Below are 20,302 nucleotides of genomic sequence, written 5' to 3'. Positions count from 1 at the left end.
TCTGCAGTGGAACGCAATGTTCGCGATAGACGGGACGTCCGCAAGGGGAACCCCCTACGGACTGTCGATTCGAGTTCCCCGATGGAAGACGATCCTGGGTCCTTGCCCATCGAGTCTCCAGATTGACGATCGGCGGGTTGAGCCCGCCTGCAATTCGAGTACGTACGTGAGCAAGTAAAGGTCCGGGCCGACTCCCTCAACGTGCACCGCTGCTAACTTGGCGTGGCCGAGACCAGACGACATCCGGGGTTCACGAAGCGCGCATATCATCGCTTCGCGTGACCATAACCGACCTGACTGGCCGATCTCGACGAACGCCGGATCGAGGAGGTTTTCCACTGAAATATTGTTCGTGCGCACTGCGGGGTCCAACAGTCTTCGTTCTGCACCGAGAACGGCAGCAACGACCCACTCTTCAACCATTCGCCCACGATAACAAAGGAGGCGCCCCAAGCCGAACCCCGTGCGGTCACTTCCCACGACTCAAGGAGAGGAGTCCCGGCAAGCTCATGGGAATGTGGTTGCATGGCCTAATGGGGACGAGAGGATGGGCGGCTACTGCGTTGTGCGGGCTGGCTATCTTCATGGCATTGCCGCCTGCGGCGGCGATATACACGGTTCGAGATCCAAGCTATTCGTGCGTTGTGGACGCACTCCCGGCGTCGCGCGAGAGCGTCGATCCCAACGAGCCGATCGTTGGCCGGATCACGTTGATCCCTCTGGGACTGCAGTGCGAATTTACGTCCATGACCGGGCGGGCCATGACCTTGAAACCCGATGTTGTGTTGACGGCTATGTTCGCCACTTCAGCAGCTTCCGTTCTCGCGGCTGGCTTCTTGCTGGTCCAGGGGAGCAACCGTCGGCGAGTCCTTCTGAATGCAGAGAGACGCCGGGAAAGTCCCAGTGAAACGGTCTAGGGCTGAGTGCACCCACGGACCGCGAAACGAACGGCCATAGGACCGGAGCGCCACTGGGTCAGCCGATTCGCTTGGCTTGTTTCAGGGTGGAAGGGCGCAGCAGAGACTTGGCACCGAGGATCTCGACCCCCAAAAGCTTGCCGTCTTCATCGAAGTCGAGAATGACTTCGCCACGGCCGTCGATTTCGTGAACGTCCTGCCGAACGGCCTCCCCGGCGTTTATCCGAGGTGAAATGTTGAAATAAGCCGCATCCGCAGACCGGTCATAGGTGCCTCGCCGCAATTTCTTCACGGCGCAAGAATACGGTCTTAGGCGCCCGTAAGCCGAAGGTCAAACGGGACGGACACCCTGAGCGTTTCGCATCTTGCTCGATTGACCGTTGCGCACGCCGAAACGGCCGGGCTTAGAGTGCTGCCGTTGGAGTTTCGGCGATATCACGCATACGTTCAACGCTCGGGTGCCACGGACGCTCCGCTGGTCCTGTAAAGACGAGGGTGCGTTCGAGGTATTGTTCGAGCTCGATCATCACGAGGTTTTCGGGGAGCATTGTCAGTGCCAGTGCTGGCATGATCGCCACTCCGAGTCCAGCGGAGATCATGCCTAGTAGAGTGCTGGTTTCATGCACTCTTTGTGCTGGTGCGTAGTTGGATCCGGCCATGGCGTGCAGGGTGGTGATCTGAGGTTCACAACCGCTTGTCGAGGTGAGAAGGGGGTCTTCAGCGAGGTCGGCGAGGTTGATGCGTGTCTCATGGGCGAGTGGATGGTCGGAACGTAGGACTGCACGGAAGTCGTCGCGGGCGAGAATCACAGCGCCGTGAGGTAACGGGTCAGAGTCAACCAGGACGGCAGCATCTACCGCTCCAGACTCGAGCCAATCCTCGAGTTCGTCGTCGCTGCCCTCGAACAGGCGCACGTCGAGTCCGGGAAGTTCCGCACGCCACCGGGTGAGGAGCTCGGGGACAAGCCGATGCGATGCCGTCACACCAGCGGCGAGGCGGATGGTGCCCACAGCGACTGCGCCGCGATGACCGAGGATGGTTGCGTCGAGAGCTCGCGCGCTGGCAAGAACGCTGCGGGCATGGGCGAGAATCGCCTTACCTAGATCTGTCGATGCGATTGTCGGCGTTCGGGTGATGAGAGGTGCGCCCGCCGCTGACTCCAGCGTGGCGAGCGAATGCGACACGGCCGACTGGCTCATCTTCAACGCGTCAGCGGCAGCTCCAAAACCTCCCTCATCCACCACTGCAACGAGAACCTCCAACTGCCGCAACGTCACAGACATAGATCAACTTGACTCATGATCGGATGACTCAAATGCATTTGATTCATGCCCTGAGCATAGTTGAGACTGAACAGGACGAAGGGGAAACATGGAAATCACGAGGCGTTCGGTGTCACTGGACAGAGGGGGAGTCGCCATCGGTGCTCAATTTCTGGGAGCCGCGGCGGTCTGGGGGGCGAGCTTTCTCTTCATCAAGGTCGCCGTGGACGGTCTCTCCACCGCCCAAGTCGTACTCGGCCGACTGTTCTGTGGGGCTGTCGTACTTGCCCTGATCATGCTCGTCACACGGCGACGTTGGCCCCGCGGCATCCGCGTGTGGAGCCATCTGACCGCGATCGGAGCGATCATGTGCGTCGCCCCATTCCTTCTGTTCTCCTGGGCCGCTCAATACCTGCCGTCAGGGCTATCGAGCATCTACAACGCAACCACCCCGATCGCCACGATGCTCGTAGCATTGGCGATCCTTCCTGACGAACGGCTCACCAAGATCAAGATGACAGGACTGTTTGTCGCCGCGGGTGGTGTCATCGTGGTCGCGGCCCCGTGGGACACCATTGCTGACACAACCAACGGCATGTTTTTCTGGGCGCAGCTAGCCTGCTTGGGAGGGACAACCTGCTACGGCCTCGGCTTCACCTACACACGCCGATTCCTGCGTAAATACGACTACGACGCTATCACCGTCTCCGCCTCGCAGATCGGAGCAGGAGCGGTAATAATCCTGCTGCTCACGCCGTTTATCGGTATGAGTCCTGTCTCTCTCACTCCCGGAATCGTTGTGAGCGTGGTCGTTCTCGGTGGCATCGGAACCGGTATTGCCTACGTCTGGTATACCAACGTCATCAATGCCTGGGGCGCCACCAACGCCTCCACAGTCACCTACCTCACCCCGATCACTGGCATCATCCTCGGAACGCTGATTCTCGGCGAGACGATTATCTGGAATCAAATCGTCGGCGGAATCATCATCATCATCGCCATCCTGGTCGGACAAGGACGACTCCGACCAACCCATCACTCCCCAGTAACGCGACCCCACACACAAGCCGCAGAAGAGGCCCGAACTCCCAGCTAAACAACGCGCGATCCCCGCGGTTACCTTATGGAACCCAGAAAGCCACCGCCTCAGGTCCACCGGTGGTGACATTAGCGGCGTCAGCACCCAACTGGCGCTTTCCGCACTCGCCAGTACAGTTCGTCCAACCCGCCGTCAAACTGCGATCTGTTCCCGTATAAAGAACCGTGACCGAACCGCTTGTAGGTGTCATTGCTGCGATCATGAGCGGGCTTCCGCCGTTCCACGGGTGATGCTGTTCTTGGCACGCGCTGTTTGAGTGGGAATCCGGACGGCTACGGCACTTAGGATGAGGCCAAGCACGGCGAACCCGGCGCCAGCGAAGCCGCCCCAACGCATCATCCCGGTTGCAACTGCGACACCTCCGAGTGCGGCACCGATGGCGTTGGCTAGATTGAACGCTCCGACGTTCACCGCAAGCGCTAATGACGGTGCGGCGGCGGCATGACGTATAACGAGGGATTGCAAGGGTGCGATCGTAGCGGTCGACAACAGCCCCAGCATCACGACCAGGGCGACCATAGCGGTCGGTATTTCAGCGGCTAGAGGAAACACAGACAGGGTAATGATGAGGGCGATGAAGACTCCAGCTAAAGTGCGACCGAGTGCCCGATCAGCCAGGCGTCCTGCTACGAGGTTGCCGACGACCCCGCCGATGCCATAGGCCATCAGCAGTACCGGTATGGCGCCTGCGACGATACGCGTCACGTCAGTCAGGAGCGGCACGAGGTAGGTAAACACGATGCCGACTCCGGCGAACCCGACGACGGTCGTCGACACGGCCAATAACACCGGCCTTCGCAGCAGCGCTCGGATCTCATCGACAATTCCCGTCGCGGGCGCCGGAGTGCGGGGCATAGCCCACGCCAGCAGGAGCAAACCAATGAGTGCAACGGCAGCGATCACAACGAACGGGAGCCGCCAATTCGTGCCTCCGCCTAGCAGCGCTCCCAACGGCACCCCCAGCACTGTGGCCAGGGTCAATCCGGAGGTCACGATCGCGACGGCCTGCCCCGACTTAGCCGGTCCCATCGCCTTGGTCGCGGTGATCAGGCCGATTGCAAACAATGTTGCCTGGCTGCAGGCGGAAACGACGCGTCCGATTATGACCCAACCAAACGCGGGGGCGATTACGGTCAGCGTGGTACCGGCGATGAAAACCACGGCCAGACTAAGTGCCAGTCCTTTCCGTGGCAGCCGAGCAGTGAGCGCGGTAATGATGGGTCCGCCGATAGCTACCCCGAGCGCGTAGGCGGTGACTGTCTGGCCCGCGGTGGCGATATCGACCGATAAATCCGAGGCAAAAAGAGGCAGCATGCCTGCGACGAGATACTCTGCCGTACCAGTGCAAAACACCAACAGCACGAATCCAGTCAGCACCACTGCTGGGCGTGCAGCACGGTCACGTGGGAGACTTCGAAGGACGAATTTTTCATTGTTCACTTTGATAGCATCAACTCTCACATCAATGAGAAGGCAAGCTCGCCGATAGGAGTTGCTGGTCACGTGCGAATTTCCGCGGTTGTTGAACACTCTGGAGTGCCGGCCAGGCTGCTTCGTTACTACGAAGAACAGGGCCTCCTCAACCCGCTGCGCAATCCATCGGGATACCGCGACTACAGCGATCAAGATGTCGAACTCGTTCGCCGTATCCGCCACTTACTTAATGCCGGGCTCAGCACAGCGACGATTCGAACGGTGCTGCCCTGCCTGACAGACCAAGCAGGACGCCTGGCTCCAATCTGCACCGACCTCATTGATGACCTCAAACGCGAACAGATTCGCATTGACGCCTCCATCGACGCCCTCAAGCAATCCCGCGATGCCATCGAACAAGTCATCGCCGCCGGCGTCTCCGTGCCCGGATGATGAGCCTGCAGCACGCTCGCTAGCGAAAAGTCGCTCTCCCCGAGGACAAGTCCGCGGTATCTCCCCTTTTGACACGACGCAGAATCACCCTAGATTTTTCTTATGGTTCTTGATTCAATGCATACCCGATCAGGGCCCAGCCTAAAGACAGCCGGATCGCTGTTCCGCAGTGAATGCGCCCGGTATATAGGTGGGAGATGCGCGCCGGCGATGAGATTCTCAACACCAACGCTTGATTTGAGGCGCAGCCTCGACCATGCGGAAGGAGGGCCGCCACCTCCTCTGGCCGACGAATTTCATAAGGTCTTGCCTCGAATACCGCCCCGAAAGGGAACCCCTCACGGGTACATATGATGCCTGTCTGGCGGCCGTTCAAGCACGAGCATTTAAGAGGTCATCTCGGAATGATGCAGGCGGGAGGGCGGGCATGATCTGGCTACCGCGCCTCATGCACGCAGATCGCGATCTGGGTTCGGTTCTCGGCATCCAGCTTCTGCAGGACGCGCGCCGTGTGCGTCTTCACTGTCGAGAGGCTGATGAAAAACTTCGCAGCAATCTCGGCGTTCGAGAGTCCGTCAGCCACAGCATCGGCGATCTCACGTTCCCGATCGGAGAGCCGATGGAGGCGGGCGCGGGCGTCGGCCGTGCGGTGAGGTGCGGGTTGTTGGGCGACCGCTGCAACGAGCTGGCGGGTCACCGACGGAGAGAGCATGACTTGGCCCGCTGCGACCCGATGGATGGCGGTGATGAGATCGTCTGGTGGGGTGTCCTTAAGCAGGAAGCCACGGGCACCCAGTCGCAGAGCCGTGAGGACGAGTTCGTCGGTATCGAATGTCGTGAGTACGATGATGCCGAGGTCGGGGTGGTCGCGCAGTAGGTGCCCGGTGGCGGTGAGGCCGTCCATCGTGGGCATACGGATGTCCATGAGCACCACATGCGGGTCGAGTTGCGCGACCGCGGCGCGGGCTGCCGCGCCATCCGCTGCCTCGCCCACGACCTCGAGGCCGCGGTGCCCTTCGATGATGAGCCGCAGACCGGCTCGCACGAGTGATTCGTCGTCGACGAGCAGAAGACGCAGTGGAGCGGGGGTGCCAGTGGCTGTGTCGGTCATTGCGGCCACGGTAGCTGGGCATGCACGACGAAGCGACCCCGGTCGTCTGGGATCACCTCCAGATGACCGCCCGCGAGCCGAAGGCGTTCGGCGAGGCCGACGAGCCCGAAACCCGAATCCACCGCGTTGGCTGAGGTGTTCGAGGATCGATCTGTATGCTGCACCAACGCGTTCGCGATCGTGAGGGTGAGGTGGTGCCCGAGTCGTCCGGTGAGTTGCAGCGTCACGGGTTGTCCGGTGGCGTGCTTGCGGGCATTGGTGAGCGTCTCCTGGGCGACGCGGTAGAGGTGGCGCCCCGTTGCATCCGGAAGCATGTCAAGACGGTCGGTGACGTCGGGTGACACAGTGACCTGCACGGGATTACCAGCGCTGATTGCCGACTGCACGAGATCATCTAGTTGAGCGAGCGTGGGCTGCGGGCGCACATTCGCGTCGACGGTGACATGCGCCACATCAGCAAGGCTCGCACTGTCTCGATCGAGACCCCGCCCAGCGGCAGTCTCGCGAACAGGCCCATGATCGCGCACGACCCCCAGTACCTCGCGCAGTTCAGTGAGGGCGAGGTGAGCGTTCTCCCGCACAACTTCAGCCGTGGTGGCGGTCTGCTCGGCAGTGAGGTCCGTGCGGTGGCTGAGCGCGCTGGCGTGCAGGGCTACGAGCGAGAGGCGGTGGGCGAGGGCGTCATGCATCTCGCGCGCGATGCGGTTGCGTTCATCGGCTTTCGCCGTCTGTTCACGGGCCGTCTGCTCACTCTGCGTGAGTTCGGCCTGACGGCGCAGGCTCGCGATGAGCTGTCGGCGGCCACCGATGTAGAGGCCGATGAGCGTGAGCACCGTCGTACTGACCACGGCCACCACCGCCAGCTGCCACAACGGGGTGGCGTCGTCGACGGGGTACAGTGAGCTCCCGACTAAGCCAGAGGTGATGAAGAGTACGGAGGTGATAGCGATCTCGAGCAGGTGGCGCCGCGTAGCAATCGACACTACTGCGAGGATGACTATGCCCGCCGAGAGCATCGAAATCGTGCTCACAAGCACGACGAGCGAGGTGACGAGTAGGGGTGCCCGATGCCGCAGTGGGTAGAGCGCGAACGCGACGAAGGCAAGGCAAACATCCAGCACTAGGCGCAGGCCGAACATGCCGTCTTCCTGGATCGACGCTGTGGTGTCGGGAATGTGCATCGCGTACACGCCGAAGAAGGTGAGGAGCCCCACGAGCGCGCCCACGAGCATGCGCCAGATCTGCCTCCATATGCGCCGCGTGTCAGCGGGTGCAGCGGCGGAAGTTGACATCGCACTCAGTCTACGTCGCGGGTTCCGGCGGTACACTCGGTCGAAAGGACGATCGTGCGCTCACCATTAAGACTGGTGACACATGTTCTGGCAGCCGATGTGCACCGCTCCTGCACTCGCGAGAGTTGGCACATGACCAACACTGAACACGCTGCACACTTCCACCGGATGGCCCGCACCTCACCGCGGTATCGATGGTGGCGGCCGATGCTGGTTGGCCTTATCGCTGCGGGGCTCTACGTGGTGTTCTTGCTCGCGCTCTCTGTCGTCATCGGTGTTATCGCTGTGGTGAGCAGCCCCGCCAGCGGTGACGAGGACCTCGAGGCGGGACCGCTGGGGTCGTTGTTCGCCGACGGTGGTGAGCTGCCGGACATGAGCGACCCCACCACCGCCGCATTCCTGCTGTTTTCGGTCGTGCTGATGCTGCCAGCCGTGATGCTCGCGATGCGACTTGTGGGCGCCAGACCGACCGGATCACTCTCGTCGGTTACCGGGCAGCTGCGATGGGGATGGCTCGGCCGCTGCCTGGGCTTCGCGGCCGTCTCGTACGCCGTGGGTACGGCGCTGTCCATTGGCTTGTCGGTGCTGCAGGGGGAGCAGTCGCGGGTGAGCATCGACGCGTCGACCGTCGGCTGGATGATGGTTGTGGTCGTGCTGCTTGTGCCACTGCAAGCGACGGCCGAGGAGTACGTGTTCCGCGGATACCTCATGCAGATGATCGGCGGGTGGATACGGCATCCGGCGTTCGCCATCCTGCTGCCCGTCCCGCTGTTCGTCCTGGGACACGACTACGGACCGCTAGGAATGCTGGATGTGGGGTTGTTCGCCGTGATCGCGGGATGGATCACCTGGCGCACCGGCGGGCTCGAAGCGGCCATCGCCCTTCACGTCGTGAACAACTGCGTGATCCTCGCGCTCGGCGCCGTCGGACTGGCTGACCCCAACGCGACTGACAGCACTATCAGCGGACTCGTGGTCACGACCGTCACCTCGGTGCTCTTCTGCGTGATCGTAACGCGAGCGGCGGATAGTGGGAACGTGCAACGCACAGCGCCAGTGCGGAGAGCGCCTCTCACTGAGCTGTGTGAACGGGCCACAGCATAGGAATGCGACGCTGAACTGACTACGGGTCCCACAAGCGGGACGACCAACGTGACAGAATCGGCGTCGATTCACCGGGCGACCACGCGTGCCGATGCTCTATCACTTGGGAACGCCGTGCGGGACGCTTGCGCCGCGCACTAGCTTCCATGTGCAATTGGACCGGCGGTCGGTGCACGGCGACCAGGCTCGGCGCGGCCAGTCCCAACACGATTAGATGGGATGATGAATCCAAAATATCGGTTCTCATCGGACGTTGCCAAGATCGACCGTGACCAGGTACACCGCTGGATCAGCGAGCAGTCCTATTGGGCACCCGGGCGATCACGCTCGCGGCAGGACGCAGCGATTGACGGCCCGCGCAACTTTGGCGTGTACGACACTGATTCCAACAGGCAGGTCGCCTACGCGCGTGTCATCACCGATGGCGTTACGTTTGCCTGGCTTTGCGATGTCTTCGTGGACCCCGCGGTTCGCGGTCACGGCATTGGCAAGGCCCTCATCACGGGAATTCTAGAGGAGTGCGAGCCCCTGGGGCTGAGGCGCATCGCGCTCTCGACCGACGATGCACACGGCTTGTATTCCAATTTAGGGTTCACCGCGTTGAATATCCCCGAGACATGGATGGAGCGCATCGTCAACCCCGGCGTATAGCCGTCATAGAACTATCTCTTGGAAGCTCGAGGTCCCTTTTGGGGGCCGGGACATTCGCCCACTCTCCTCGGCCGAAATCGTGGAGTCATGCTCCAGCTGACCCCCACGACTCCCCGAGATTTGGAAGAAGTGACCGAGCTTCTTCGCGTCGCTGACCAACGTCTACCGGGATTCTCCTAGACTCGGTCCCGTGACTGGCAATGTGGTTCGGGATGCATACGCCGGTCAGGCGGAGGAATACACGGCGCTGCTTGGATCGATGGCTAACACGCACGAATCGGATCAGCGGCTTATCGCCCAGTGGGCGCGCGACCTGCGGGGCACGGTCATCGACGCGGGGTGCGGTCCTGGAAATTGGACCGATTTCCTCAAGAAACATGGTGTCGATGCGGAGGGTATCGATCAAGTTCAAGCGTTCATCGGGCAAGCGAGAAAGAGATTTCCGACGGTCCCGTTCCGAGTCGCGTCATTGGGCAATCTCGGGGTCCGAGACGGATACGCAGCTGCAATTCTTGCGTGGTACTCCGTTATCCACCTTGCCCCGAATGACTTGCCAGCGGTTTTGCGCGAGTTCGCCCGCTGTATTACTCTTGGAGGCAGCCTCCTTTTCGGTTTCTTCGAGGGTGACGCCGTCGAGCCGTTTCCGCACGCCGTTACGACCGCCTACTTCTGGCCTATCGGTGAGATGAGCACGCAGCTCGAGGCCGCAGGGTTTCACGTTCAGGCGGTGAACACCCGAACCGATCCGGGCACGCGGTCCCACGCCGCGATCATCGCCCATCGGATCGATGGTTCAGTGCCCTCAGAAGTTCCGGGCTAACCACAAGCTCCGACGTCGATTCGTCCAAGGAACTTCCTTGGTCTAAATCTAAACAGCCTGTGTCATAAGCCGAACGGCAAACGGGACTGTGCTCGAAGCAGGATGGGTTTCCCGTCAGCCGGTCGCGGCGAGGTGCCAACCCGCAGTGTCGCACTGCCCGTCATCGTTGTTGCCGGCGGCCAACACAGACCCATCGGCGCGAAGCCCAAGCGTGTGCACAGAACCCGCCGCAACCGCCACAACGTCACGCCAAGAGGCGACATCACACTGCCCGCGACTGTTGTCGCCGACAGCGAGAACCCGGCCCCCTGCCACAACGGCAACCGTGTGATAACTGCCCGCGGCCACAGCTACGACATCGCGCCACACAGCGACATCCTCGACGCCGGACGTTCGGTCTCCCGTCGCGATCACATGCCCGTCCCTGGTGAGGGCAACGGTATGCAGACATCCCGCCGCCACCGCATGCAGATCGTGCCATCCGGTCACCTCGCACTGTCCCCTGCGGTTGTTTCCCACAGCTACGGCCGTGCCGTCTCTCCGGAGCCCGACGGAGTGCCAGTCGCCCGCTGCAACGGCGACCAGGTCGTTCCACTCATCAACATCGCACGCCCCTTTGTTCCGTCGACCAGCCGCTCGAGCTGTCCCGTCTGCGACGAGCGCGAGAGTGCGTCGCCAACCAGCAGCCATACAAATGACGTCCGTCCAGTCGTCGACATCGCACTGTCCGTCGTTGTTCCAGCCGGTCGCGAGGACGGTGCCATTCTCACGCAACCCCACCGTGTGGGATCGCCCGGTGTTGGACGCCGTGTGCACGTTCCCGACTGCGACAGCGACGATGCCGCTCCACCCCTCGACGCAACGCTCTTCCGCCTTCGGGATGCCCGCGGTCAGCACCAACCCCTCCGCGGTCAGGCCAACAGAGTGACGCCGCCCTGCGGCGATGCGAGCGCGGAAGGATTGCTTGGTCATCCGTAAATTGTCCCAGGAGTTCCGCTGATGGCCATCAGCCCCTCGACGGTTGCGTTCCTCAGAGGAACGGGCACATTTGGAGTGCCGAACCGCTAACGATCATTATCGCCGTGATCACGGCACCCGAAAGAGGGACGTGGTGCGGACTCTCCCGTACTGTTGCGGCCTTCATTGCGGTCAGCATTCCTGGATGTCACGTTCGCCCCGCCCGACATCAAGCCCGATGAGGGGGCCGTCATGCGCTCGAGGAGGATGTCTCTGAAAGCTAAAGGTTTACAAGACACGAGACCCACCGAAATTGAGCCGTGGGAAAAGTGCAGAAATGCGCGGAATCGCGTGCTCACCTTTTGTCTCGGAAAGTCGTCTCGCCATTCAGGGTGTCTCACTATCCTCGAAGGGGCTTTGTGAGGCAGAATGAGTTTATGAGGATGCTGGGTTACACGCGGGTGAGTACGGCGAGTCAGGATGCGCAGTTGCAGCTGGATGCTTTGGTTGCCGCGGGGGTGCAGAAACGAGACGTGTTTGCGGATATCACCTCGGGGAGCAAGACGGCCATTGAGCGTCCGGGGATGAAGAAGCTTCTCGGTTACGCCGAGTCCGGCGACACTATTGTCGTGTGGCGGGTGGACCGGCTCGGCCGGTCCCTCATCGATGTCCTGAACACGGTGAACTTGCTGCGGGAGCGTGGTGTGCTCGCCCGCTCGATCTCGGATGGGATCGACCCCGCGACGACGAACGGTCGGCTGATGCTGAATATGCTCGCGACGCTGGCGGAGTATGAGCGCGAACTCATCGTCGAGCGCGTCAATGCGGGTATCGCCGCGGCACGCACTGCTGGCACCCGCTTCGGCCGGCCCGCCGTGGACCCGGCAGTGATCGCCGACAAGCTTGGGATCGTCAACGCCGCCCGGGCGCGTGGACGTACGGCCGCCGATGCCGCCCGCCTGGTCGGATGGAGCCGCGCGACCCTGTATCGCCATCAACATGCCCTCACCGCCCGCGAGGGCCAGTGATGTAGTCCGCCGTGGACGGCAACGAGCGGTGGCGGGTTCTTTGACTTCACGTCGAGGATCCGGGACCTCTTGCGTCTCTCGCCCGGGACGCGGGGCATGAACTCGGGCGAACTCGATGCCTTCAGGGCCTGTGCTGGCGAGCTTCACGTTGAAGCCGGCCTGGATGAGGATCGCCTCGATCACTTCGCCGACATCAGCGTCGTCTTCGATAACGACCGCGATGGGATCAGCGTTCACGCTACCCCCGGTTTGCTTTGTCCGCTAACTCTGCCAAGCCGTCCCAGTACGTGAAAGCAAGAACAATGTTGTTTCACGGGTGCTCACGCAACAATTTGCTCACTTTCGTGACCAGGCTGCGCCACCACGTCCTCGTGATCAGAAAGTGCGAGCGGTAGGGTCAATTCGAACCTGCTGCCGCGCGTCGATGACTCGACTAGGCGCAGGTCGCCGCCGTGGCGCCGTGCAATGTCACGGCTGATGCCCAGGCCTAGCCCCGAGCCGTCTTGCGATGAGAGCCGCGCCGATTCGGTGCGATAGTACGGCTCGAATACCCGTGCAGAGTCGGTGGGAGCGATGCTGCATCCGCTGTCAGTTACGGCGAAGGTTGCCGTGGTGACTGTGCGGGTTTCACTCACGACCACCGTGCCACCGACCCGGTTGTATTTGATGGCATTGGTCAGCAGGTTATCGAACACTTGCCGAATGCGATTGGGGTCGACGTCGGCCCAGAGTGTGTCGGAGGCGATCACGTCGATCGACACGCTGCGCGCATCGGCTGCTGTGCGACGTGCCGCGACGCACGTCTCGATGAGCCCGCCCACGTCGGTGGCCGTGATGTGCAGCCCCAGTAGGGCAGTGCCGGTGCTCCGCCCGAGGAGCAGGTCCGCGAGTATCGTGTCCATCTGCTCGGCGTTGCGCACGATTATCCCGACGCGCCGCCCAACCGTCTGGGCATCATTTGTGTGCAGCACCAGCTCGGCATTGCCCAGAATCGACGTGAGTGGTGTGCGCAGCTCGTGCGTGACCGCTTCGATCAGGTCGTCGCGGGCGCGCACCGCTTGCTCGGTGAGGGCGGTCTGTGCTGCGAGTTGCACCTTTTTTCGACGGATGCGCGCGCCCGACACGCCTGCAGCCCCCGCCAAAATCAGCAGCGTCAGCGGGTAAGCCACGATGCGGGTGAAATTGCCCGGTTCCATGTCTCCGCCGTAGGCCTGCAAGAGTCCGACCGGGCTTGTGACCAGGAGAAGGGCGACGAGAAGGGCGACGCTAGCCAGTACGCCTCGCATGCCAAACGAGTATGCGATCCAGATCATGGGCAGAATCAGCAGCAGGGCGCCGCCCGAGAGCGTTGCACCTTCCGCGTGCGCGGTGAACCGAATACCGAGCAGGTCGAGAAGCGGAAGCAGCACCGCAAAGCGTTGCAGGCCTGGCCGGTTGTGCCAGATCAGGGTGATCACAGTGATCACGGTGATGATGCCGGCGCCAGCGGCGTAGAGAAGCGGGTCAAGGGCAGCCGGTTGGCTGAGCAGTACCGCCGAGCCGACGACCACCAGGGCGCCGAACATGACGCCTTGAAACTCCAGCAGGGCCCGACCCGTGTCGCGGCGTGCCTGATTTGTCCCCACTGACTCAGACTAAGGTTCCACGCGGCCATTACCCGGGCAATGCCCACTATGGGGGGAGTGAAAAACTGGGTTGATCCTGTCGTTGCCGGGCCGAAATCTGCCGTGACTCCTGATTCTGATTTGGCATTCTGTGTGACTTTTGGCGGTCTTTGATTCGTGAGCGTCAACGGGAGGGCATTGCCCTGGCGAAGAATCGTGGCTTGTACCGTGGTCGTACTCCGTCACTGGACGCGACCCGCGCAGCCGAGCTGCGTGAGGAGGCTGCTGCGGGCGTTCCGAAGTCTGTGCTTGCTCGAGAGTTTGGGGTCAGCCGTGAAACCGTCTATGTCTACCTTCGCGCTGGGGACTGAGCTGGCTGTAGAGGATCCGGTGTGGTTAGAGGTGGATGCCTGCGGTGTCGTTCAGTTCAACCCAGCGCGTGCGATGATCGGTGTCTTCCTGGATCGTTGGGGCCGGGGCGTAGACGTCTGCTTCGGATAGGGCGGTCAGGTTGAGCCCGGTGAGGTCGAGGATGTCCCTGATGGGTACTTGGTAGGTGCGGTATGGTCCCAGCGGCGGGGGAGTGCCGTACATGCGGGCTGAAGCGCGGACCGTGTCAAGGTCGATGTCCTCTAATTGCGGGCTTTGGTCGAGGACGAACCCGGCAGCATGCAGAACGATGGAGCCGTGCAGGGTCGTGGTCCATGCTGTGATCTTCCAGAATGCTTGCGGGATCTTCACCCCGCGATATATCGGATCTTCGGCTGAGAGTACGGGGGCGGTGAAGACGCTGATGCGGTTACCGTTGGTGCGTGCGTAGGTAAGGACGTGGTCCTCGAGGCCGAGCCAGAGTTGTTTCGACTGGTTGAATGCCGCGGCTTGGGGTGCGGCGTTGGTGTAGGCGAAGGTATCGTAATTCGCTCGCCGGGCTGTCGTTGTATCGCCCCAGACCGGGTCCAGGCGCCGGACGAGATGTCCGCGGTCGAGATCGTTTCTGGCATAGAGAGCCTCCCCGGCCTGTTCGTAGATCGGGATACGCGAGTCGAGGTGCCAGTCTTCGCCGCGGTCAACGGTAACGAGGTGATCCCCGTCGATGTTGACGCCGGTCGCGATCGCCAGGCGCCGCGTGGGGCCTAGGAGCACGGTGAAATGTGTGTAGAGCAGTTCACGAATCAAGGTCCCCGTGGGAGGGGCCGGGAGCGGCAGAGGAACTTCAAGGAAATTGGCGTTGTATCCAGCGGGATAAAGTAGTGCGGCCTTCATGGTGATAGTCAACCAGCCAGAACCGGCAGTTAGAGCTTTCGGATTTATATGCCGGCGTTGATGAGGAAGATTCCCGTTCGCTGATGTTGTGTATTGGTTAGGAAAACGAGTGGCCGAACGGGGGATATGACCGTTCCTTAGGGACTGCCTAGCGTTGATAAAAGACATGGGCGGCTCAAGGAGCTGTATGAATAAAGTGATCGTGACATTACGACGCCGACTTGGGAAATCGCCGGTGAACGTTCTCGTCAGCGTGAATCGGTACGGTCAGCTACCCGCCGTCCTCGAGGATCCGGTGGATTGCACAGGGCGGGTTATTCACGGTCTGTGGCTAGGCGACAGCGTCGACGACGGGTGTGATGGCACGACGTATTGCAAAGTGAGACGGGGTGAGGTGGAGACGCTGACCAGCAGGGAATCGACCGCAATGCTCACAGCCACAGCCACAGCCACAGCCACAGCCACAGCCACAGGCACCAACATCAGTTCCACGACGTTCGAAGCTGGTGAGTTTGAAGCTGAATTCGATGGGTGCACAGTCTGTTCTGCTGACCGTCTTCCGCGCATGAAACCGTCATGACAGCGAAAATCCTCGATCCCACCGCTTTCTTGCGAGATCCTCACGTTGGTATTTGGCAGGACATTCGACAGCTTCCCTGCCGATGAAAGTCAGGTAGGGAAAGGACCTTGGCGAGACTTTCACCATGCCCTACTTCCTCTGTTGAAGCGATTCGCCAGCCGCTCGTTAATCCTTTCAATTCTGGCCGGGATCTCTAGGATTTTCTTTCCAGCGTTTATCGTCTTCTTTAGTGTCTTGGTGGTGTGGGTCATAGTCGGAATCGTGGTCATAGCTGTGCGGAGCTTCACCGTTCTCGGTGAGGTCAAAGCCGACAGATTCAATCCTGGAGGCTAGCGGTGGAGCGTCTGGATTTCAGCGTTGGAGCAAGGTGGCCGCAAGATCGGCAGTGCATATGCGGTGATGCATGTGTGCCCGCGCGTTGGGGCCGGAATTAGTCCGTGACAGATTGGGCGGAGCGGCAGCGTCGCAATCTTCTGCCTTGAAGGAAGCCAGCGACGGTGCACATGTTCCACTGACGGGCGCCCCAGACGGAGCTGCAGCACTGGTGACGATGAGGACGTTTAGCTAATAGTGTCGCGCCCGCCCGACGGAACATTACGTGCATCGCGTTCGAGCAACCGCTGGCAACCGAATATCACCGCTGCAGCGATAATGATTCCCACGCCTTCGCCGATTTTGCCACTAAAGAATGCGAAGAAGGCTCGCACCACCAGCATTCCCACCAGGACATAAGCGATCCAGCGAATCTTGTGTTGTAATCTAATCACTGGCATAGTCTTGCCAATTACCCTGAACGTTGGCGCAAAAAGGGAGCGCATTGCTAGGGTTTCTAAATCTTTGACAAAGGTTGCTACTGATCGTTTTTCTTCAGCGCCGCCGAAGACAACAAGGTAGAGGCGCTGCAATACTGCACGCGGCGAATAGGCTTTTTCGCAAGAGAATCCCCTAATTGGATTTCATGGTCGATCCCCCGACCGTTGATGCGTTGGCTACTTGAAATCTGAGGAGGGCAATTTTAAGCGGTGAAAGTAACAGGGACTATTTCCTTCGCCGAGCGACCTGCGAGGACGGGTGTAGATTCGCTGATCTCAACGGTCGATGATCTTGGTGCTACTTGCGCGACGAGAAACGTGACGTGGTGGTCGTCCGGTTTTGGGCCGGTGGAGAGCACGAGCGGTACGCTCGAGGTCATGGCAGCAACGATGGTCGTGCATTCCAAGACACACTGGTTTAATAGTTGGTTTCTGCGATTGTGTACCCGAGCGGTTGTTCGGGTCGACGGAAGATGTCAACCTTTATGAGTCAGTTTCTGTAGGTGGTGAGTGCGGCCGTGTTTGGCGTGCGTTGGCGTCGTGGGCGCTGTGTCCGAACCATTAATGCGTGGCGGGTTCGGTCTTCTTTGTGCCGACTTGAACGGCGAGGGCTTCGAGCACGTCTGCTGGGGTAGTTGCGGACGTGATCGCGGCTCGGAAGGCGGGCTTCATTAGGGCGCGGGATAGTTGGGCGAGTACTTTGAGGTGCTCGGTTCCGGCTGCTGCCTCCGGAACGGCGATCATGAAGATCAACGTGGCTGTGGAGCCATCGGCTGAGTTCCAGTCGATGCCGTCTTTGCTGCGGGCGAAGGCAAGCACTGGGGCGGTCACTCCGTTCGACTTGGCATGTGGGATCGCGATGCCGTCGCCGATGCCCGTTGTGCCATGCGTTTCGCGGGTGAGAGCGGCTTGGATTACTAGGGCCTCATCGGTGACGCGGCCGGTCGTGTGCATCAGGCCGGTCAGGGCGCGGATCATCGCGTCCCGGTCGGTCTCGGCGGCGTCGAGCACGATCGTGCGTTCGTCGATGTAGTCGAGTACGGTCTTCTTCGCTGGGGGAATAGGTGCCGAGACGGATTCGCGCACTACTGGACCGGGAGCATCGACGTCTGCTGGTGTATGGCGGGCCGTCGCGCGCAGGGATATGCCGAGCAGCAGTACCGATACGAGGGCGGTGACGATGGCACCAGCGAGCAGGGCAGTGAAATACATCGGCACCCCGGAGACGGCGCCAAAGACGGCGACGATTGGGCCACCGTGCGGTACGGAGGTGGTGACCCCGAACAGGGCGGCAATGCCTCCGGCCACGGCGCCACCGATCATGTTCGCCGGGATGACCTGCAGCGGTTTGGCTGCAGCGAGCGGAATCGCGCCCTCGGTGATGCCGAAGAACCCTAGGAACAGTGCGGCGATGCCGGCTTCACGCTCGGGTTTAGAAAAGTAGCGACCGCGGATCAGCGTGGCCAAGCCCATCCCGAGCGGGGGAACGGCGATCGCGGCGGCGACCATGCCCATCGGGGCTGAGTTCCCCGCGGCGATCAATGCTCCACCAAAGAGGAACGCGGTTTTGTTGATGGGACCGCCCATGTCGAAGGCGATCATGGCGCCGAGGATCAGGCCGAGCACGACCACGCTGCCTCCTTGGAGGCCGGTGAGGAATGTGGTCATGGTGGAGAAGACCCAGCTGATGGGCTGGCCGAGGGCGAGTACGAAGGCGCCGCCGACGATCACGGTGGTGAGCACAGGAATCACGAGGATCGGCATGATCGGTTTGATGAAGCGGTGCACGGGGATTTTCTTGATGCTGAGGGCGACGAAGCCGACCAGGAATCCGGTGACGATGCCGCCAATGAAGCCGGCGCCTGATTCGGAATTGTAGAAGGCCCCGGTCGTGGCGATCCAGCCACAGATCATTCCTGGTGCGAGTCCGGGCCGGTCGGCGATGGCGTAAGCGATGAAACCGGAAAGAATCGGCACCATTAGCGTGAAACCGAGCCCGCCGATCTGGTTGAGCGTCAGCCAAAAACTGCCCTCGGGAATGACGAGCCCATTCGGGGTCGCCTCGCCGCCGAAGGAAAGCGAAATGGCGATTAGGAGCCCGCCGACCACGACGAACGGGATCATGTAAGACACGCCGTTCATCAAAGCGCGGTATAACGTACCCCCGAAGTCGGTCTTGCTTGCACTCGAGACTGTCGTGTCCCGGTCGTCGCCAGCTGCGGACGGCGGGGTGGCGAGGGCGTCCCGAATGAGTTCGGCAGGGTGGTGTATGCCGTCGGCAACCTTGGCAGAGACGATCCGCTTGCCCGCAAAGCGCGCGCGATCGATCTGGGTGTCGGCCGCGATCACGATGGCGTCCGCACGATCAATGTCGTCCTGGCTGAAGGTTCCTTCAACGCCAATGGAGCCGTGCGTCTCGATCTTTATCTCATAGCCGAGCTCTGTTGCCGCGCTCTCGAGCTTCTCTGCGGCCATATAAGTGTGCGCGATGCCGGTGGGACACGCCGTGATTCCCAGGATCAACAATCTCGGTGAAGTCAACTTCGCATCGGCGAAAGGTTTGGGCATAACTGTTGAGTCCTTCCGGGGCTAGACCGGCCGGAATTTCTGCTCACGGCCTGAGCCAATTTTATACGTCTATGTGGCTCCGGCCAGAGCACCCGGGCGCGAGCGCGCCCGCCGCAATCCGGGAGAGCGACACGGCACCTTACAACCACAGCGTCACGCCTACGCCGGATGCTGGTAGCCACCAGCGCGGACATCCGCATCGTTGACCAGCCAGCTCTCGAATTCAGCCCGTGTATTCCTGCTGCCATTTCAGGGAACGTTTATGCAGGGCGCGGCCGAGCAGCGCAGGAGTAGCTGCGTGCACTTCCAGCGGATCGACGCAACGGTATCGAAGACGAAGACGAAGACGAAGCCGGGGGAGGTAGACAGCGAAACGTTGGATTGATGGTCCGGCCGGCGCACTCGGTTTGAGCGTTGTCGCCCTGATGGGCAAGGATGGGGACAAGCACATGGGGGAAATTTGCGTTTCACGAGTATGTCCAGGGCTGTCGTCACTGCTGTTTGGCGGGGTGGAGTTCACTGTTTGCTAGGGCTGAGCCTGAAAGCAAAACCCCGTCAACAAGAGCACACGCCCGCGTTGGCGGTGGCGTTGTGATGGAGATCGTTCCGGCAGCGCCCGTGATTTCTTGTGGGGAGCCGCTTGTTCATATTGAGCATTTTCGGATGGATTTTGCCGGCATCACGGTCGTCGAGGATCTCTCTTTCGATGTGAGACGGGGGGAGACGTTTGGTTTCCTCGGTTCTAACGGTTCGGGTAAGACCACCACGCTTCGGGCGTTGCTGGGGATTTATCTGCCGACCGCGGGGGTCCTCCATATTGAGGGGCGTCCGTTCACGCCGGAGGCGGGCAGCCGTCTGGGCTATCTTCCGGAGGAGCGGGGACTGTATAAGAAGGAATCCGTCCTGACTGTGATGACGTACTTGGGTCAGCTCAAAGGCTTGAGTAAGAAGGCTGCGGTGTCGTGGTCTTTGAACTATCTTGCGCGGGTGGGTTTGGGGGATAAGGCGAAGGCTCGTATCGACAAGCTCTCGGGCGGTCAGCAGCAGAAGGTCCAGCTCGGTGTCACGATCATGAACGACCCGGAGCTGCTCATCTTGGATGAGCCGACGAAGGGGTTCGACCCGGTGAACCGGCGCCTGCTGATGGACATCATTGAGGAACAGAAACGGGCGGGCGCCACGGTGTTGATGGTGACGCATCAGATGGAAGAAGTGGAGCGGTTGTGCGACCGGGTGATCCTACTCAAAGGCGGCCGTGCGGAAGCGTATGGGACAATTCCCGAGGTTCAGAATCAGTACGGCGGGACCATGATCCGCATCGGTTACTCCGGTGAAATACCGGAGTCACCGTATTACGACATCAGTCTC

Annotated in this window: 18 protein-coding genes and 1 pseudogene; 8 read left to right on the top strand and 11 right to left on the bottom strand. The window is 61.1% G+C overall.

From position 1 onward, the window contains the following. Positions 1–54: 54 nt before the first annotated feature. From CXY72_RS20705 to CXY72_RS14245, 3 genes are all read right to left on the bottom strand, one after another. Complete coding sequence (locus tag CXY72_RS20705) at positions 55–423, bottom strand: DUF4440 domain-containing protein (RefSeq protein ID WP_104128345.1); 369 nt, start codon at positions 421–423, stop codon at positions 55–57. Between the two features lie 552 nt (positions 424–975). Next, complete coding sequence (locus CXY72_RS14250; protein WP_233197855.1) at positions 976–1,209, bottom strand: DUF2283 domain-containing protein; 234 nt, start codon at positions 1,207–1,209, stop codon at positions 976–978. A 112-nt stretch (positions 1,210–1,321) separates the two neighbouring features. After that, on the bottom strand, positions 1,322–2,200 hold the full coding sequence (locus CXY72_RS14245) for a LysR family transcriptional regulator (RefSeq protein WP_104128343.1): 879 nt from the start codon (positions 2,198–2,200) through the stop codon (positions 1,322–1,324). A 109-nt stretch (positions 2,201–2,309) separates the two neighbouring features. On the opposite strand from CXY72_RS14245, the gene CXY72_RS14240 reads away from it, so the two are divergent. Then, positions 2,310–3,275 (top strand): DMT family transporter, encoded by a 966-nt coding sequence (locus CXY72_RS14240; RefSeq protein WP_233197854.1) that lies wholly within the window; start codon positions 2,310–2,312, stop codon positions 3,273–3,275. A gap of 201 nt (positions 3,276–3,476) precedes the next feature. Here CXY72_RS14240 and CXY72_RS14235 read toward each other — a convergent pair whose 3' ends face one another. After that, positions 3,477–4,631, bottom strand: coding sequence for an MFS transporter (locus CXY72_RS14235; protein WP_255409294.1), 1,155 nt, complete (start codon positions 4,629–4,631; stop codon positions 3,477–3,479). A gap of 150 nt (positions 4,632–4,781) precedes the next feature. On the opposite strand from CXY72_RS14235, the gene CXY72_RS14230 reads away from it, so the two are divergent. Next, positions 4,782–5,144 carry a MerR family transcriptional regulator gene (locus CXY72_RS14230; protein WP_104128341.1) on the top strand — a complete coding sequence of 121 codons (363 nt, stop codon included), beginning with the start codon at positions 4,782–4,784 and terminating at the stop codon, positions 5,142–5,144. A 436-nt stretch (positions 5,145–5,580) separates the two neighbouring features. Here CXY72_RS14230 and CXY72_RS14225 read toward each other — a convergent pair whose 3' ends face one another. Both CXY72_RS14225 and CXY72_RS14220 read right to left on the bottom strand, forming a co-directional pair. Then, positions 5,581–6,255, bottom strand: a complete 675-nt coding sequence (locus CXY72_RS14225; protein ID WP_104128576.1) for a response regulator transcription factor — start codon at positions 6,253–6,255, stop codon at positions 5,581–5,583. Continuing rightward, positions 6,252–7,547, bottom strand: coding sequence for a sensor histidine kinase (locus tag CXY72_RS14220; protein ID WP_104128340.1), 1,296 nt, complete (start codon positions 7,545–7,547; stop codon positions 6,252–6,254). The genes CXY72_RS14225 and CXY72_RS14220 overlap by 4 nt, the downstream gene beginning before the upstream one ends. A 132-nt stretch (positions 7,548–7,679) precedes the next feature. Here CXY72_RS14220 and CXY72_RS14215 point away from each other — a divergent pair, with 132 nt between their 5' ends. The 3 genes from CXY72_RS14215 (at position 7,680) to CXY72_RS14205 (ending at position 10,122) form a co-directional block, all read left to right on the top strand. After that, the gene (locus CXY72_RS14215; protein WP_104128339.1) at positions 7,680–8,651 is read left to right on the top strand and encodes a CPBP family intramembrane glutamic endopeptidase; all 972 of its coding nucleotides are present in this window, start codon (positions 7,680–7,682) and stop codon (positions 8,649–8,651) included. 219 nt (positions 8,652–8,870) lie between these two features. Next, positions 8,871–9,302 carry a GNAT family N-acetyltransferase gene (locus CXY72_RS14210; RefSeq protein WP_370446265.1) on the top strand — a complete coding sequence of 144 codons (432 nt, stop codon included), beginning with the start codon at positions 8,871–8,873 and terminating at the stop codon, positions 9,300–9,302. A 190-nt stretch (positions 9,303–9,492) separates the two neighbouring features. Then, complete coding sequence (locus CXY72_RS14205) at positions 9,493–10,122, top strand: class I SAM-dependent methyltransferase (RefSeq protein ID WP_233197852.1); 630 nt, start codon at positions 9,493–9,495, stop codon at positions 10,120–10,122. 114 nt (positions 10,123–10,236) lie between these two features. On the opposite strand, the gene CXY72_RS14200 is transcribed toward CXY72_RS14205, so the two are convergent. Further along, the gene (locus CXY72_RS14200) at positions 10,237–11,094 is read right to left on the bottom strand and encodes a chromosome condensation regulator (RefSeq protein WP_104128338.1); all 858 of its coding nucleotides are present in this window, start codon (positions 11,092–11,094) and stop codon (positions 10,237–10,239) included. Positions 11,095–11,516: 422 nt separating this feature from the next. On the opposite strand from CXY72_RS14200, the gene CXY72_RS14195 reads away from it, so the two are divergent. Beyond that, a complete protein-coding gene (locus CXY72_RS14195) occupies positions 11,517–12,107 on the top strand; it encodes a recombinase family protein (RefSeq protein ID WP_104128337.1) in 591 nt (196 codons plus the stop codon). 320 nt (positions 12,108–12,427) lie between these two features. Here the strand turns inward: CXY72_RS14195 and CXY72_RS14185 are convergent, their stop codons facing one another. Next, the gene (locus tag CXY72_RS14185) at positions 12,428–13,732 is read right to left on the bottom strand and encodes a cell wall metabolism sensor histidine kinase WalK (RefSeq protein ID WP_146071193.1); all 1,305 of its coding nucleotides are present in this window, start codon (positions 13,730–13,732) and stop codon (positions 12,428–12,430) included. A gap of 137 nt (positions 13,733–13,869) precedes the next feature. Between CXY72_RS14185 and CXY72_RS14180 the strand changes: the two are divergent. Further along, positions 13,870–14,082: pseudogene (locus CXY72_RS14180) on the top strand (helix-turn-helix domain-containing protein); the annotation flags it as partial. A 25-nt stretch (positions 14,083–14,107) separates the two neighbouring features. Here the strand turns inward: CXY72_RS14180 and CXY72_RS14175 are convergent. The 3 genes from CXY72_RS14175 to CXY72_RS14160 form a co-directional block, all read right to left on the bottom strand. Next, a complete protein-coding gene (locus tag CXY72_RS14175; RefSeq protein ID WP_104128334.1) occupies positions 14,108–14,974 on the bottom strand; it encodes a DNA/RNA non-specific endonuclease in 867 nt (288 codons plus the stop codon). A gap of 1,140 nt (positions 14,975–16,114) precedes the next feature. Beyond that, on the bottom strand, positions 16,115–16,459 hold the full coding sequence (locus tag CXY72_RS14165) for a hypothetical protein (RefSeq protein ID WP_146071192.1): 345 nt from the start codon (positions 16,457–16,459) through the stop codon (positions 16,115–16,117). Positions 16,460–16,927: 468 nt separating this feature from the next. After that, positions 16,928–18,934, bottom strand: coding sequence for a fructose-specific PTS transporter subunit EIIC (locus CXY72_RS14160; protein ID WP_104128331.1), 2,007 nt, complete (start codon positions 18,932–18,934; stop codon positions 16,928–16,930). A 663-nt stretch (positions 18,935–19,597) separates the two neighbouring features. Here CXY72_RS14160 and CXY72_RS14150 point away from each other — a divergent pair. Then, a partial coding sequence (locus tag CXY72_RS14150) for an ABC transporter ATP-binding protein (RefSeq protein ID WP_104128573.1) occupies positions 19,598–20,302 on the top strand: 705 nt, incomplete at its 3' end.

Source organism: Cryobacterium sp. Y57 (assembly GCF_002929505.1).
GTDB lineage: Bacteria > Actinomycetota > Actinomycetes > Actinomycetales > Microbacteriaceae > Cryobacterium.
Note: the sequence above shows the minus strand (reverse complement) of the source record. Positions and strands in the feature narration are given on the sequence as shown.

What these genes read in the sequence shown, in the direction of transcription:
- CXY72_RS14175 (WP_104128334.1), bottom strand. Translation starts at nt 14,974, where the DNA reads ATGAAGGCCGCACTACTTTATCCCGCTGGATACAACGCCAATTTCCTT.
- CXY72_RS14210 (WP_370446265.1), top strand. Translation starts at nt 8,871, where the DNA reads ATGATGAATCCAAAATATCGGTTCTCATCGGACGTTGCCAAGATCGAC.
- CXY72_RS20705 (WP_104128345.1), bottom strand. Translation starts at nt 423, where the DNA reads ATGGTTGAAGAGTGGGTCGTTGCTGCCGTTCTCGGTGCAGAACGAAGA.
- CXY72_RS14160 (WP_104128331.1), bottom strand. Translation starts at nt 18,934, where the DNA reads ATGCCCAAACCTTTCGCCGATGCGAAGTTGACTTCACCGAGATTGTTG.
- CXY72_RS14195 (WP_104128337.1), top strand. Translation starts at nt 11,517, where the DNA reads ATGAGGATGCTGGGTTACACGCGGGTGAGTACGGCGAGTCAGGATGCG.
- CXY72_RS14220 (WP_104128340.1), bottom strand. Translation starts at nt 7,547, where the DNA reads ATGTCAACTTCCGCCGCTGCACCCGCTGACACGCGGCGCATATGGAGG.
- CXY72_RS14215 (WP_104128339.1), top strand. Translation starts at nt 7,680, where the DNA reads ATGACCAACACTGAACACGCTGCACACTTCCACCGGATGGCCCGCACC.
- CXY72_RS14200 (WP_104128338.1), bottom strand. Translation starts at nt 11,094, where the DNA reads ATGACCAAGCAATCCTTCCGCGCTCGCATCGCCGCAGGGCGGCGTCAC.
- CXY72_RS14225 (WP_104128576.1), bottom strand. Translation starts at nt 6,255, where the DNA reads ATGACCGACACAGCCACTGGCACCCCCGCTCCACTGCGTCTTCTGCTC.
- CXY72_RS14245 (WP_104128343.1), bottom strand. Translation starts at nt 2,200, where the DNA reads ATGTCTGTGACGTTGCGGCAGTTGGAGGTTCTCGTTGCAGTGGTGGAT.